This is a genomic window from Kitasatospora sp. Ki12, from assembly GCF_054601375.1.
Genome location: NZ_BAAIHT010000001.1, coordinates 1,719,984 through 1,733,191, shown reverse-complemented (window position 1 = coordinate 1,733,191; position 13,208 = coordinate 1,719,984). Strand labels below are relative to the sequence as shown.

Annotated in this window: 13 protein-coding genes and 1 tRNA gene; 8 read left to right on the top strand and 6 right to left on the bottom strand. The window is 73.2% G+C overall.

All coding sequences use genetic code 11. The annotated features are described in order from the left end of the window. The first annotated feature begins 40 nt into the window (after positions 1 to 40). Both ACYP53_RS07500 and ACYP53_RS07495 read left to right on the top strand, forming a co-directional pair. Entirely contained in the window at positions 41 to 1,132 is a 1,092-nt protein-coding gene (locus ACYP53_RS07500; protein ID WP_189913433.1) for a low temperature requirement protein A, read from the top strand. Next, the gene (locus tag ACYP53_RS07495; protein WP_459646960.1) at positions 1,125 to 1,574 is read left to right on the top strand and encodes an RICIN domain-containing protein; all 450 of its coding nucleotides are present in this window, start codon (positions 1,125 to 1,127) and stop codon (positions 1,572 to 1,574) included. The genes ACYP53_RS07500 and ACYP53_RS07495 overlap by 8 nt, the downstream gene beginning before the upstream one ends. Before the next feature lie 37 nt (positions 1,575 to 1,611). Here ACYP53_RS07495 and ACYP53_RS07490 read toward each other — a convergent pair whose 3' ends face one another. The 3 genes from ACYP53_RS07490 to ACYP53_RS07480 form a co-directional block, all read right to left on the bottom strand. Beyond that, positions 1,612 to 2,307 (bottom strand): tyrosine-protein phosphatase, encoded by a 696-nt coding sequence (locus ACYP53_RS07490; protein ID WP_189913435.1) that lies wholly within the window; start codon positions 2,305 to 2,307, stop codon positions 1,612 to 1,614. Between the two features lie 110 nt (positions 2,308 to 2,417). Further along, entirely contained in the window at positions 2,418 to 3,179 is a 762-nt protein-coding gene (locus ACYP53_RS07485) for an SDR family oxidoreductase (RefSeq protein WP_189913436.1), read from the bottom strand. Positions 3,180 to 3,246: 67 nt separating this feature from the next. Then, positions 3,247 to 4,521 carry a DNA glycosylase AlkZ-like family protein gene (locus ACYP53_RS07480; protein WP_459646959.1) on the bottom strand — a complete coding sequence of 425 codons (1,275 nt, stop codon included), beginning with the start codon at positions 4,519 to 4,521 and terminating at the stop codon, positions 3,247 to 3,249. A 199-nt stretch (positions 4,522 to 4,720) separates the two neighbouring features. On the opposite strand from ACYP53_RS07480, the gene ACYP53_RS07475 reads away from it, so the two are divergent. From ACYP53_RS07475 to ACYP53_RS07465, 3 genes are all read left to right on the top strand, one after another. After that, positions 4,721 to 5,476, top strand: coding sequence for a nucleotidyltransferase domain-containing protein (locus ACYP53_RS07475; RefSeq protein ID WP_459647959.1), 756 nt, complete (start codon positions 4,721 to 4,723; stop codon positions 5,474 to 5,476). A 47-nt stretch (positions 5,477 to 5,523) separates the two neighbouring features. After that, a tRNA-Lys gene (locus tag ACYP53_RS07470) sits at positions 5,524 to 5,596 on the top strand. 297 nt (positions 5,597 to 5,893) lie between these two features. Then, complete coding sequence (locus tag ACYP53_RS07465) at positions 5,894 to 7,900, top strand: carbamoyltransferase C-terminal domain-containing protein (RefSeq protein WP_459646958.1); 2,007 nt, start codon at positions 5,894 to 5,896, stop codon at positions 7,898 to 7,900. Positions 7,901 to 8,075: 175 nt separating this feature from the next. Here ACYP53_RS07465 and ACYP53_RS07460 read toward each other — a convergent pair whose 3' ends face one another. From ACYP53_RS07460 to ACYP53_RS07450, 3 genes are read right to left on the bottom strand one after another with little or no spacing between them, the layout of a single operon-like run. Next, positions 8,076 to 8,261, bottom strand: a complete 186-nt coding sequence (locus ACYP53_RS07460) for a hypothetical protein (RefSeq protein ID WP_030245889.1) — start codon at positions 8,259 to 8,261, stop codon at positions 8,076 to 8,078. Between the two features lie 41 nt (positions 8,262 to 8,302). Further along, a complete protein-coding gene (locus ACYP53_RS07455) occupies positions 8,303 to 9,178 on the bottom strand; it encodes a class I SAM-dependent methyltransferase (protein ID WP_459646957.1) in 876 nt (291 codons plus the stop codon). Beyond that, positions 9,175 to 10,560, bottom strand: a complete 1,386-nt coding sequence (locus ACYP53_RS07450) for a cytochrome P450 (protein ID WP_459646956.1) — start codon at positions 10,558 to 10,560, stop codon at positions 9,175 to 9,177. The genes ACYP53_RS07455 and ACYP53_RS07450 overlap by 4 nt, the downstream gene beginning before the upstream one ends. 316 nt (positions 10,561 to 10,876) lie before the next feature. Here ACYP53_RS07450 and ACYP53_RS07445 point away from each other — a divergent pair, with 316 nt between their 5' ends. The 3 genes from ACYP53_RS07445 to ACYP53_RS07435 all read left to right on the top strand — a co-directional run bounded on the left by ACYP53_RS07445 (position 10,877) and on the right by ACYP53_RS07435 (position 13,203). Next, the gene (locus ACYP53_RS07445; RefSeq protein WP_229928241.1) at positions 10,877 to 11,245 is read left to right on the top strand and encodes a hypothetical protein; all 369 of its coding nucleotides are present in this window, start codon (positions 10,877 to 10,879) and stop codon (positions 11,243 to 11,245) included. A gap of 93 nt (positions 11,246 to 11,338) precedes the next feature. Continuing rightward, entirely contained in the window at positions 11,339 to 12,334 is a 996-nt protein-coding gene (locus ACYP53_RS07440; RefSeq protein WP_459646955.1) for an ABC transporter ATP-binding protein, read from the top strand. Next, entirely contained in the window at positions 12,331 to 13,203 is an 873-nt protein-coding gene (locus tag ACYP53_RS07435) for an ABC transporter permease (RefSeq protein WP_189913442.1), read from the top strand. Before ACYP53_RS07440 ends, ACYP53_RS07435 begins: the two co-directional genes overlap by 4 nt. Positions 13,204 to 13,208 lie beyond the last annotated feature (5 nt).

Sequence of the window (13,208 nt, the reverse complement as noted above, 5' to 3'; positions counted from 1 at the left end):
GGCCGTCGAGGCCGCCGGGAGCGCCGAGCCGGCCCTGAAGGTGGCGCCGCTCGAACTCTTCCTCGACCTCGTCTTCGTCTTCGCCATCACCCAGCTCACCGGCAGCCTGGCCCACCACCTCACCCCCGGCGGGTTCGCCCAGGTGCTGGTGATGCTGGCCCTGATCTGGTGGATGTACGACGCCTTCATCTGGCTCACCAACGCCATGCCGCCGCGCACCCACGGCCGGCGCGGCCTGCTGATGCTGGCGATGGGCGGCTTCCTGGTGATCTCGCTGTCCGTCCCGCACGCCTTCGAGGGCAGCGGCGCCGCCTTCGGCTGGGCGTACCTGGTGATCGTCGCCCTGCACACCGGGATGTTCGTCGCCGCCGGGGTCACACCCGCCGCGGTGCTGCGGATGGGCGCGAGCAACCTGGTCGTCGGCGCCCTGGTGGTGACCGGCGGCTACGTCGCCGGGAGCGCCCAACTCGGCTTCTGGATGACGGCGTTCGCGATGCAGTTCGTGACCCCGTGGGTGGCCGGACTGCCCGAGTTCCGGCTGCGCTCCGACCACTTCGTGGAGCGGCACGGGCTGATCGTCATCATCGCCTTCGGCGAGTCGGTGATCGCCATCGGCGTCGGCGCCGGGAGCGCCGAACCCGGGCCCGCGCTGCTCGCCGTCGCGCTGCTCAGCCTGAGCGTCTGCGTCGGGCTCTGGTGGGCGTACTTCGGCCACGACGACGACGCCCGCGCCGAACACCGGATGGCCGCGCTGCCCTCCGACCGGCGCAACCGGGCGGCCGTCTCCGTCTACTACCTCGGCCACCTCGGGCTGCTGCTCGGCGTGGTGCTGTTCGCCGCCGGGGTGAAGTCCGCGGTCGGCCACCCCGGCGCCGCGACCGGCCTGCCCCAGGCCGGGGCGCTGGCCGGCGGCACCACCCTCTACCTGCTGGTCAACACGGCCCTACGCGGCTTCTTCGGCCTGCGCCCCAACCTGCCCCGGGTGCTCGGCGCCGTCCTGGTCGCGGGCACCGTGCCGCTGGGCACCCGGGTGTCGGCGCTGGTCCAGGTCGGCGTGGTGGCGGCGGTGCTGGCCGCGGTCTTCGGCTACGAGGCCTGTCGGTACCCGGTGGCAGACTTCGACCGTGACTGACTCCGCGATCACCGACGGCAGCTACCTCGTGCGCAACGTCGGCAACGGCCTGCTGCTGCGGGTCGCCGACGCCTCCCGGCGCAGCGGCGCCCGGATCGTCCTGGGCCCGGACGACGGCACCGATGCCCAGCTCTGGCGCCTCACCGCCGTCCACCCGGGCGGCGCGCTCTTCCACCTGGAGAACGCCGGCAGCGGCAAGCGCCTCGACGTCACCGGCGCCTCCCCCGACAACGGCGTCCCCATCCAGCAGTGGGGCGCCAACGCCTTCGGCGCCCAGGAGTGGCTGCTGGAGTCCCACGTGGACGCCCCGGGCACCTACACCGTCACCAGCTTCGTCAGCGGCAAGCCCCTGACGGCACCGGACGCCCCGGACGACGTCGTCCGCCAGTGGGAGGACGTCGACGCCCCCACCCAGTGGTGGCGCTTCGAGCGCCGCGGCTGATCGCCCGCGCCTGACCGCCCGCGCCTGACCGCCCGCGTCAGGCCGAGAGGTTGGTGTGGACGGCGGCCAGTTCGGCGTCGGTGACGCCGTGGTGGCGCAGGTAGGCCGGGATGTCGGTGTGGTGGGTGCGGATCCAGGCCAGGGAGGAGGCGAGGAGTTCGGCGCCGACCGGGCGGGAGACGCGTTCGGTGCCGGTCTCGTCGATGTACGGGGTGGGGCCCTTGTCCAGGCCGAGGCCGATGTTGGAGAGCAGGAAGTCGGCGGTGATGTCGGCTTCGGAGGCGCCGAGCAGGGTCTGCAGGACGGCGACGGTCAGACCGGTGCGGTCCTTGCCGACGGCGCAGTGGACCAGGACGGCCGACGACTGCGGTTCGGCGAGGCGGCGCATGACGGCGGCCAGCGAGGGGCCGGCCGTCTCCGCCATGAAGGGGTAGAGGGAGGCCTGGTCCTCGGGCCAGGGCCGGTCGAGGTTGTCGCGGTCGGCGGGCAGGGTCGGCAGGTGGAGGGTCTCGTGGTCGAGACCGTGCCGCTGGTCGGGCCAGACCTCCAGCTCGAACGCGCTGCGCAGGTCGATCACCGTCCGCAGGCCGAGGTCCTTGAGCCGTCGGGCGCCCTCCTCGGTGAGGGTGTGGAGGGACCCGGAGCGGTAGAGCACGCCCCGGCGGAGGGCGCCGATCCCGCCCGCGTCACGGAAGTTGCGCACACCGGGGATGTCGATGAAGGCGTCGGTCATGGCCCCACCGTACGGGCGGGGGCGGGCTCGGGGAAGGAAACCGGAGGGGGCCGTTCGGTGGCGGGGCGACGCTGTCCGAAACCGGCCCCCGAACCGGTGGGGATCAGCCCTCAGCGCCCGCCCGAGACCTCCAGGAACGCCCCCGTGGTGTACGAGGCGGCCGGGGAGAGCAGGAAGAGGATCGCCTCGGCGACCTCCTCCGGCTGCCCGCCGCGCCGCATCGGCAGGCCGGGGGCGACCCGGTCGACCCGCCCCGGCTCGCCGCCGAGCGCGTGGATGTCGGTGTGGATCAGCCCGGGCCGCACCGCGTTGACCCGGATCCCCTCGGCCGCGACCTCCAGGGCCAGGCCGCGGGTCATCGAGTCCACCGCGCCCTTGGCGGCCGCGTAGTCGACGTACTCGTTCGGCGAGCCGATCCGGGAGGCGGCCGAGGAGACGTTGACGATGGCGCCGCCGCGGCCGCCGTGCCGGGTGGACATCCGGCGGACGGCCTGGGCCGCGCAGAGGAACGGGCCGGTGATGTTGGCGGCCCAGATCCGGGTCAGCCGGTCCTCGTCGATCTCCTCCAGCCGGCACTGCTTCTCCAGCGTGCCGGCGTTGTTCACCAGGCCGGTGAGCTGGCCGAGTTCGTCGTCCACGGTGGCGAACAGCCGCTCCACGTCGGCGGTCCGGCTGACGTCGGCGCGGACGGCCAGGGCGGTACCGCCCTCGGCCCGGATCGCGTCCACGACGGCCGCCGCCGAGGCCTCGTCCGTACGGTAGTTGACGCAGACCCGGTGGCCGCGGCGGGCGGCCAGCAGGGCGGTGGCGGCACCGATGCCGCGGCCGGCGCCGGTGACGATCAGGACCTCGTCGGTGGTGGTGGTCGACATGATCCGTACGCTACCCGGCGGTTCGGGCCGTCATGCCGGTCGGGCCGCTGTACGCCCGGCCCGCCCGTCAGGCCGCCGCGGCGGCCCGTAGTGCCGCGATCTTCGGTGCCCGGCTCTTCGGCGAGTCGAGGCTGAAACCACGGGCGTCGCCCAGCTCCTCGCGGACGAACGCCTCGGTGCGGGCCACCGCCTCCCGCAGGGCGTCGTCCGGCGGGACGAAGGGCAGCAGGACGATCTCGGCCCGTTCGGTGTCGTACTCCCAGAGGCCGACGATCCGGCCGCGGTCCAGCACCACGTGGGTCTGCGGGTCGGCCTCGGTGCCGAAGGAGCGGCCGGCCCGGCCGGCGGGCAGCGGGCGGGCGGCATCGGCCGGGTCGAGCAGCCGGGGCAGGTCGCGGTGCAGCAGGTGGATGCCGTCGATGCCGGCCAGCAGGGTGTAGTGCGGGGTGCTCGGTACCGTGAACTCGGTGAACTCCTCGGCGAGTTCGGGCGGCAGCAGGAGGTCGGAGCCGGGCGCGAGCGGGACCGCGCCCGCCTCGGCGACGGCCCGGCGGGCGGTGGCGGCGGTGAAGCCGGAGAACCAGCGGAAGTGCGTGAGGGTGGCCGGGCCGGCCCAGGAGAAGTAGCGGCGGGCGAGGTCGGCGGCGTCCCCGGCGACAGGCTGGTCCCAGCCGGTGTAGCCGTAACGCTGCTGGTCCAGGCGGCCGTTGACGGGCACCCGGCGGATCCGGCCGCGCGACTGCATCAGCCCGAGGGCGAGCGGCAGGGTGGTGGCGACGCCGCGCTTGCGGCCCGCCTCGCCGAGCGGGCGGACCGCGTCGCCGACCGCCTCCCGGATCGTGGTCGGGTCCAGCGGTTCGCCCTCCGGCAGCACCCGTTCGATCGCCAGGCAGAGCTTCTCCACCTCGTCCCGGCCGACCCCCAGGTGCTTCTCCGCCGCGACCAGTTCCCCCACCGGTGCGGCCGCGCCGGCCGCCAGACCGAGCGCGAAGTCGGCGGCCGGCAGCACGTACGTACAGCCCCGCGCGGCGGGCAGCTCGTGCACCTCCAGCCGGGCCACCGCCGCGTCCACCGCCGCCCGGCCGAGCCCGGCCCGGGCGAACAGGCCCAGGTACGGCGCCGCGCCGCCCACCGAGCGGGCCCAGCCGGTGGCGGCCAGCACCTCCGCGGCGGACGCGCCGGGGTGCGGACGGTCCAGCCACTGCCGGTGCGACCACCAGGCCCGCAGCTTCTCGACGCCGACGGCCGTTCCGGTCGCGCCGGTTGTCCCGGTCGCCCCGGCTGCCCTGGTCGTTCCGGCCGCCCCGGCTGTCACCGCTTCCGCGTGGGGATCGCGCTCCATGGGGCCAGTATCGGCGGCCGGGCGGGCCGGGGACCGGAAATCGCTCGCCCGGCGCGGCCCGCTCCGGAGAGGATGCCGGTACCCGTTCGGCGGCCCGGCCGTACGTCCGTCCATCCGTACGTCCTCCGGCCGTACGTCCCCCGGGAGGAGACCGCCCGTGCCCGCCGCCCCGCCCGTGCCCGCCCCGCCCGTCGCCGCCCTGCCCGGCGCCGTCCCCGGTGCCGTCCTGCTCGCCGGCATCGTCGGCTCCACCGCCTACGGCTTCGCCCACGCCGGCTCCGACGTCGACCGGCTCGGCCTGTTCGCCACCCCCACCGAGGAGTTGCACGGTCTGCACCGCCCGGCCGAGTCGCACGTCAGCACCGATCCCGACCTCACCCTGCACGAGGCCGCCAAGTGGTGCCGGCTCGCCCTGGGCTGCAATCCGACCGCCTCCGAACTCGTCTGGCTGCCGGACGAGCTGTACGAGATCCGCACCCCGCTCGGCGAGGAACTGATCGGCATCCGCGCGGCCTTCCTCAGCGCACCGGCCGTGCGCAGGGCCTATCTCGGTTACGCCGACCAGCAGTTCCGCAAACTGCTGACCCGTGACACCACCGACCCGGCCACCCGCCGCCGGGCCGCCAAGCACGCCCGGCACCTGGTCCGGCTGGTCGAGCAGGCCGTCCGCCTGCACCGGACCGGCCGTAACCTGATCCGGCTGCCCGACCCCGAACGGATCCGCGACCTCGGCGAACGCATCGCCGACCGGCCGGCCGTCGCCGAATCCCTGCTCGCCGACGCCGCCGAGCGCCTGGACGGCCCCGGCGTCCTGCCCGCCGTCCCCGACCCGCGCCCCGTCGAGGACTGGCTCCGCCGGGTCCGCGCCGCCCACTACACCCCGCCTCAAGGAGCGCTCCACGCCACCGGCGCGCCCGCGCAATCCACTGGCGGAGCCCTGGGCCCCACCGGGTAGGATCGCGGTGGCTCTTCCCACCGGGTACCACCGGGACCGAGGGCCGCGGGGCACTAGCTCAATTGGCAGAGCTGCGGACTTTTAATCCGTAGGTTCAGGGTTCGAGCCCCTGGTGCCCCACCGCGACGAGGCCGGGTCAGCGCATCGCTGACCCGGCCTCCGCCGTTCCCGGGCCGGGGTCGACCACGGGCCCGGACCGGCCTTCCGGCGCCCGGGATTGCGCATGCGTAGGCGGCGGGCGGGGGCGTGCGTAAACGGGGATTTCAGTATGTACCGGGTCTCGGCGGGCGTGGTCGAATGGCCGGGTAGTCGCTGGTGCCGGGGGCGGGCGGCCGGCCCTGGGCGGGGTGCGGGAAATCCCCTCGCGAACGGGCCGGAATTACCTCTCCTGGGCAGACCGAGGAAAAAGAGGTAACCGTGGCCGAGCATTTCCTTTCCGCCTATCTCACGCCGCCGGGGCCGGGTGCGGTCTTCTCGGTGCGGCACGACCAGAATGTCGCGCTGTGGCGCCGGGACGGCGCGGACGTCGAACTGGTGCGGGTGTGGGAGCTGGAGCGGGTCAGCGGGCAGAAGCACCACTTCTGGCCGCTGTACACCGAGGGCCGGGCCGAGGCCTTCCTGTCGGCGCTGCTGGCCGAGGAGGGGCTGACCCTCGACGACGTGACGGCGACCTGGGGCACGCCGGGGCTGCCGAAGGCGCGGCCGGTGCCGAAGCCGGCCGGGTCGGAGGAGTTCCCGCTGCACAGCCTGGCGCACCTGTTCAGCGGTGTGCTGAGGGACATCCCGCTGTTCCGGGACGGGCAGATCATCGGCATGGCGATCGACGCGCTGCCGGACTACGCGCAGGAGAGCCGCCCGAACACCTACTGGTACGCCGGCTGCGTGGTGAAGCAGGGGAAGATCACCTTCGAGCCGGTGGAGTCGCCCGGCCCGCTGTACACCGCCGCCGAGACGGTGTTCGGCCTGGAGCCCGGCTCGCTGATGGCGCTGGCCACGGCCTCCACGGCGGCGATCGAGTTCGACGCCGAGGCCGCGATCGCGGACGTCACCTTCTTCGGCGGCTCCGCGACCCAGCCCTGGAAGGCCGCGCACGACCTGGTCCGCGCGGTGGTGGCCGCCGCCGAGGAGCAGCTGGCCGACGTGGAGCTGGACGACTCGCTCAGCCGCGAGGACCACCTGCGCAGCGCGGTGATGAAGGTCGTCCAGCGCTGCTGCGAGGGCGTCGCGATCCGCAACGTGGAGCGGCTGCTGGAGGTCGGCGGCATCCGCGCCGAGGACACCCATCTGTCGACCAGCGGCGGGTACGCGCTCAACTGCCCGACCAACACACTGCTGATGGACCGGTTCGGCTTCAAGGGCCTGGTCACCCCGCCGTGCGCCAACGACTCCGGCCAGGGCATCGGCCTCGGCCTGCTCGGCCTGTACGGGGCCGGCGCGCTGGCGGAGTCCGGGCTGCGGATCCTCTCGCCGTACTACGGCCGGGACGTCATGGACGTCGAGGAGGCGCTGGCCGAGTTCGCGCCGTGGATCGCCTCGGTGACGGACTTCGAGGCCGAGCGGTTCGTCGCCGACGTCTCGGACGGCGTGATCGCCTGGGTGGACGGCCGGGCCGAGCTCGGTCCGCGCGCGCTGGGCCACCGCAGCCTGATCGGCGACCCGCGCTCGCAGAAGGTCAAGGACCTGCTGAACGAGTACAAGCGGCGCCAGTGGTGGCGCCCGGTCGCCCCGATGGTGATGGCCGAGCACACCGGCGAGTGGTTCGCCTCGGACCGCGAGTCGCCGTACATGCTGGAGGCGGTGCAGGTCCGCCCGGAGGTGCGGGACCTGGTGCCCGCGATCGTCCACCTGGACGGCTCGGCCCGGCACCAGACGGTCACCGCCGAGTCCAACCCGCGGCTGCACCGGGCGCTGGACGCGTTCCGGGCCGCGACCGGGGTGCCGATCCTCTGCAACACCTCGCTCAACGACAAGGCCGAGGCGGTCGTCGACCAGGCCGCGCAGGCGCTCAACTTCTGTGTCCGCAAGGGCGTTCCGGTGCTCTACCTGTGCGGGCGGCGGGTCGAGCTGCGGACCGCGCCGGTGCCGGCCGCGGACGCGCCGACCGAGCCGCGGCCGCGCGCGCTGGAGTACTTCGCCGGGCAGGAGGCGGACCGCGACGCGCTGTGGCAGGGCTGGCTGGACGCCGGGTACACCGTCGAGGGCATGTACCACCTGTCGCGCAGCCACCAGCTGCGCGCGGAGCAGGAGTTGTCCACGCCGGAGCGGGTCAACCTGCTGGCCGCGTACCGGGCGACGGTGGACCCGTCGTTCCGCGGGCTGGTCGACAACTTCCGCCGGACGCACGGGCCGGGCGGCTCCTTCGTCGACCCGTCCACGCTGACCGGGGCGTTCGGGGTGATCAACCCGCTGCGCAAGTCGCGCTGACGGCTGCCGCACGGGGCGGGGCCGGAAACGGGCCGGGACCGGAAACGGGTCGGGACCGGAAACGGGTCGGGACCGGAAACGGGTCGGGACCGGAAACGGGTCGGGGGGTAGGGCTTCGAAAGCCCTACCCCCCGACCCGTTTCCGCTGCTAAGCCGCCGGGCGTCGCCACCACCGTCAGTAGCGCGGCTTCCGGGTCAGCGCCAGGCCGCCGAGCAGGAAGGCGACGCCGAGCACGCCGGCGACGACCGCGTCGGTGGTCTGGGCGGGCTTGTGGCTGGCGTCCATCACGGCGGTGATCAGACCGGCGACGGCGCTGATGTAGCAGAAGATGGTGATGAAGATCTTGACCTTGGGGTGCATGGCGGTTCCTTTCGGTGCTGCTCTGTCGGTTGGTGTGGTGGTCAGGCGTTTTCCTGCGGTCCGCGGCCCGCGGGTGCGGTCGCGGCGGCGGTGAGGCCGAGCAGCATCACCCAGGCGTCGGGGTCCGACCGGAAGCGGTTCCAGCGGTCGGCGGCGAGGGCGAGTTCGGCCAGGGAGAGGACGCCCCGGGCCACCAGCGGTTCCAGCCGCTGCGGGCCGAGCTGGCGGGCGAAGGCGTCGGTGGGGTGGTCGTCGTTGGTGGTCGCGAAGGGGCGCAGCGCGACCTGGTCGAAGCCGGCCGCCCGCAGCAGCCGGGGCAGCCGTCGGCCGATCGACCGGTCGCCGCCGTCGGCGCGCTGGGCGGCGGCCATCTTGGCGTGCACGCCCGCGAGTTCGGGGTACGAGGGCTCGGCGGCGCCCCACAGCGCGGAGTCGACCTCGGTGCAGGCGACCCGTCCGCCGGGCTTCAGCACCCGGCGGACCTCGGCGAGCACGGCGACCGGGTCGGGCACGTGCTGGAGGACGTAGCGGAGCAGGACGAAGTCCACGCTCGCGTCCGGCAGCGGCAGGTCGGCGCCGTCGGCGACGAGCAGGGTGACGCCGGGACCGGCCGCGTGGGCGAGCAGTTCGGCGTCGATGTCGGCGGCGATCAGGGTGGTGCCGGCGGGCAGCGCGGCGCGCAGCCGTCGGGTCACCGCGCCCGGCCCGGCGCCGAGTTCGAGCACGGTGGCGTCGGTGCCGTCCGAGCCGATGCCCAGTTCGCGCAGGATGCGCAGTTCCTCGGGGAAGGAGAGCGCGGCCTGCGCCTCCAGCCGGTCGAGTTCGGCGGCCAGACCGCCGCCGGTGGTGCGGGCCGGGTCGTACGAGCCGCCGACGGGACGGGCGGGGGCGGCGGTCGTGGTGTCGGTGGTGGTCATCGGGGCCTCGCGATCATCGTCATGCCGTGCTTGGGGCGGAGGGTGACCAGGGCCTCGGGCTCCACGGGGAAGCCCTCGACCAGTTCCAGCCGGACCGACTGCAGCAGGGTGGCGAGCACCAGGACCGCCTCCAGCATCGCGAAGTGCTGGCCGACGCAGATCCGGTCGCCGCCGCCGAACGGCAGGTAGAGGTGGCTGGGGAGGTCGGCGCCGTCGAAGCGGTCCGGGCGGTACGCGTCCGGCGCGTCCCAGTAGTCGGGGTGGCGGTGCAGCACCCACTGGCTGACGCACACCAGGGTGCCGGGCTCGACGTGGTACCCGCCGACGGTGTCCCCGGCCACCGCCCGGCGGGAGATCAGCCAGACCGGCGGGTAGAGCCGCATGGCCTCCTGGATCGCCCGGCGGCAGGCCGGCAGGTCCTGGAGGTCGGCGGCGGTCGGCGGGCGGCCGCCGAGGACCCGGTCGACCTCCTCGCGGACCTTGGCCAGCTCCTCGGGGTGGCGGTCGAGCAGGTAGAGCGTCCAGGTCAGCGACTTGGCGGTGGTCTCGTGGCCGGCCATCACGATGGTCAGCACCTGGTCGCGCAGGTCCTCGTCGGAGACCAGGTGGTCGGTGGACATCATGGTGTCCAGCAGGTTGCCGCCCTTCCCGGCACCGTCCCGCCCGCTGCCCCCGCCGCTGCCGCCACTGCCCCCGCTGCTGCCGCCGCTCAGACGGCGGGAGGCGATCAGGGTGCGGGTGACGGTGTTGAGGAAGACCCGGGCCCGGCCGAAGTCGGCGTACCGGCGGGCGGTGTCGGCCGGGTCGGGGTCGGGGCTCGGTACGTAGTGGCCGATGCAGCGGTTGACGGCGTCCACCGCGCGACTGAAGCCCTCGCCGATGCCGTCGATGTCGGCGCCGAGGATGGCGTGGGTGAGGATGCCCAGGGTGAGCGCGGTGAACTGCTCGTCCACCTCCACCGGGGCGCCGGACTCCAGGGACGGGCGCCAGCGCTCCAGCATGGCGGTGGTGGCGTCGGTGACGATCTCGTCGAAGGTGCGCACGGCGCTGGGGCGGAAGGCCGGGGCGGTCAGGTGCCGCTGGCGGGCCCAGTCGGCGCCGTTGCTGGTGAGCAGCCCGTTGCCGAGCAGCGGGCGCAGCATGGCGTCGTCCGGGGTGCCCTCCTTGGTGTAGTTGGCGCCGTTGTCCTTGAGCACGTGTTTGGCGTACTCCGGCCGGTTGAGCAGGTAGACGGTGTCGCCGGCCGCGCGGTGGCGGGTGACGTCGCCGTAGCGGCGGGCCAGGCCGGTGATGAAGTCGAGCGGCGACTCCCTCATCAGCGCCATGTCGACGTCGTCGGCAGGGCCTGGCGGGACGGTGTGCGTAGGCACGGTGCGGACCACCCCCGTTTTCCTCTCGATGCTTACCCGGGACTCCGGAATGCGTACTCGGCCCTGCAATGCGTACCCGGCAATTCCCGGTACGCATTCGAATGCGTATTGCGATGCGTATTCTGATACGTATTCATGGGCGCGTGACGGCTGAAATCTACCGCACCTGCCGCATGTGCTCAATACTTAGTCCGGGCACCGGAAATGAAGTCTTGGCGGCCGATTGCGGCCGTGTCATTCTTCATTTGTCAGCAGCGCCGGGAAGCACCGAGCACCAAGCTTCCGGCACCGCCGGCACCACCGGAAATCTGAGAAAAGGAAAAGTCACATGGCTTTGGACCAGAGGAAGCGGGCCGAGTTCGTCAACGGCTACACCCGTGCCCTGATCAGCGCCTGGTCGAGCGAGGAGTACGCGGCCCGCCTGCGTACCGACGCCCGCGCCGCCCTCGCCGAGGCCGGCCTGGAGTTCCCGGCCGACGCCGAGATCGTCATCGTCTCGACTGCCGCCGAGGGCGAGCAGGAGGGCAACCTCGAGGTGCAGGTCGAGCTCTTCGAGATCGGTCTCGCGACCGGTCGCTACGAGTTCCACATCCCGGAGACCCCGCAGATCGACACCGCCGAGCTCAGCGAGGGCGACCTGTCGGACATCGCGGCCGGCGGCAACTCCTGCTGCTGCCCGTGCTGCTGCTGCACCTGATCCACCCGGGAATCCCGCCCGCCGGGCAGAGTGCCCGGCCGGTCGACCTGAGGACCGGGTCGGCCTGAAAACCCCACAGAGGAGCGATCCACAGTGGCGACTGCCGTCGGGGAACACCCCGTCTCAGTCCGCGGCCTGCGCAAGAGTTACGGCGACTGGCACGCGGTCCAGGGTCTGGATCTGGACATCCACCAGGGTGAGGTCTTCGCCCTGCTCGGGCCGAACGGCGCGGGCAAGACGACGACCGTCGAAATCCTGGAGGGCGTCCGCCAGCGAACCGGCGGTGACGTGCGGGTCCTCGGCTGCGACCCAGCCGAGGACCGGCGCGAGTGGCGCGCCAGGATCGGGGTGGTCCCGCAGACCACCGGCGCCTACTCGGACCTGACCGTGCGCGAAGTGGTCGAGCACTTCGCCGCGTTCTACCCGAACCCGCTCCCGGTCGGCCAGGTCATCGACATGGTCGGACTGGGCAAGCACCAGAAGAAGCAGAGCGCGGACCTCTCCGGAGGCCAGGCCCGCCGGCTCGACGTCGCGGTGGGCATCGTCGGCGACCCGGACCTGATCTTCCTCGACGAACCCACCACCGGGTTGGACCCGGTGGCTCGCCGAGAGGCCTGGGACCTGGTCCGCTACTTCTCCGAGCGCGGTCGCACCACCGTGCTCACCACGCACTACCTGGACGAGGCCGAGGCGCTGGCCCAGCGCGCCGCGGTGATCGTCGCCGGCCGAGTGGTCCAGTGCGGACTGCTGGCCGAGTTCGGCGGCCGCTCACAGACTCCGACCACGGTCTCCTTCCGGATTCCGCCGGAGCTGGCCGGCCGTACGCTGCCGCCGCTGCCACCCGGGGCCGAACCGGCCCCGGTGGGCGTGGACGGCGTACTCCGGATCGCCACGCACGCCCCGACCGCGCTGCTCGCGGCGCTGGTCCCGTGGGCACATCGGGCGGGGGTCGGCGAACTGCCCGAACTGCGGGTGCACCGGCCCACGTTGGAGGACGTCTACCTGGACCTCATCCGGGAGAACGCCGACGGCACCGACCGCGGTGCCGACACCAGCCAGAGCATCACCCACGAGGCGGGCAAGCGATGACCCTCACCCAACCCACCGCGACCGCTCCGGCCCCGGCGGCCACCGCCGCCACGCCCCGGCGCGCCGGCCGGATGCCCGGCATCCTCCGGGCCGGCGCGGCCCGCTCCAAGGTCGAGCTGCGGGCGTTCTTCCGGAACAAGCAGTCGCTGGTCTTCACCCTGATGTTCCCGGTGATCCTGCTGATGGTCTTCGGCTCGATCTTCTCGGGCAAGGTGACCGGCACCGACACCGACGTCAAGCTGGTGTTCATGGCCGGCATCATCGCCGCCGGCGTGATGAGCACGGCCTTCTCCGGCCTGGCGATCAACATCGCGATCGAGCGCGACACCGGGACCGTCCGCCGTCTCGCGATGACCCCGATGCCCAAGTCCGCCTACTTCATCGGCAAGCTGGTCCGGGTCATCGTCACCACCGCGCTGGAGACCGTACTGCTGATCGGCATCGCGCTGGCCCTGTTCGGGCTGCCGCTGCCCAGCACCCCGGAGCGCTGGTTCACCCTCGGGTGGGACCTCGCCCTCGGCACCGTCGCCTGCGCGATGGCCGGCGCCGCGTACTCGGCGCTGATCCCCAACAGCCGGTCGGCCGCGGCGATCGTCACCCCGGTCTTCATGGTGCTGCAGTTCATCTCCGGCGTGTTCTTCCCCTTCGGCCAACTCCCCGCCTGGATGCAGACGGTGGCCGCGTTCTTCCCGGTCAAGTGGATGGCCCAGGGCTTCCGCTCGGTCTTCCTGCCGGACTCCTTCACCGTGGTGGAACCGGCCGGGAACTGGGAGCTGGGGCACATCGCGATGGTCCTCACGGCCTGGTCGCTGGCCGGCCTGCTGCTGACCGCCTTCTCCTTCCGCTGGCGCGGCCCCCGGGTCCGCTGAGACCT

Bases quoted from the DNA above. Each gene is read 5' to 3' on its own strand.
- ACYP53_RS07435 (WP_189913442.1), top strand. From the start codon at position 12,331: ATGACCCTCACCCAACCCACCGCGACCGCTCCGGCCCCGGCGGCCACC.
- ACYP53_RS07455 (WP_459646957.1), bottom strand. From the start codon at position 9,178: ATGACCACCACCGACACCACGACCGCCGCCCCCGCCCGTCCCGTCGGC.
- ACYP53_RS07480 (WP_459646959.1), bottom strand. From the start codon at position 4,521: ATGGAGCGCGATCCCCACGCGGAAGCGGTGACAGCCGGGGCGGCCGGA.
- ACYP53_RS07445 (WP_229928241.1), top strand. From the start codon at position 10,877: ATGGCTTTGGACCAGAGGAAGCGGGCCGAGTTCGTCAACGGCTACACC.
- ACYP53_RS07485 (WP_189913436.1), bottom strand. From the start codon at position 3,179: ATGTCGACCACCACCACCGACGAGGTCCTGATCGTCACCGGCGCCGGC.
- ACYP53_RS07490 (WP_189913435.1), bottom strand. From the start codon at position 2,307: ATGACCGACGCCTTCATCGACATCCCCGGTGTGCGCAACTTCCGTGAC.
- ACYP53_RS07460 (WP_030245889.1), bottom strand. From the start codon at position 8,261: ATGCACCCCAAGGTCAAGATCTTCATCACCATCTTCTGCTACATCAGC.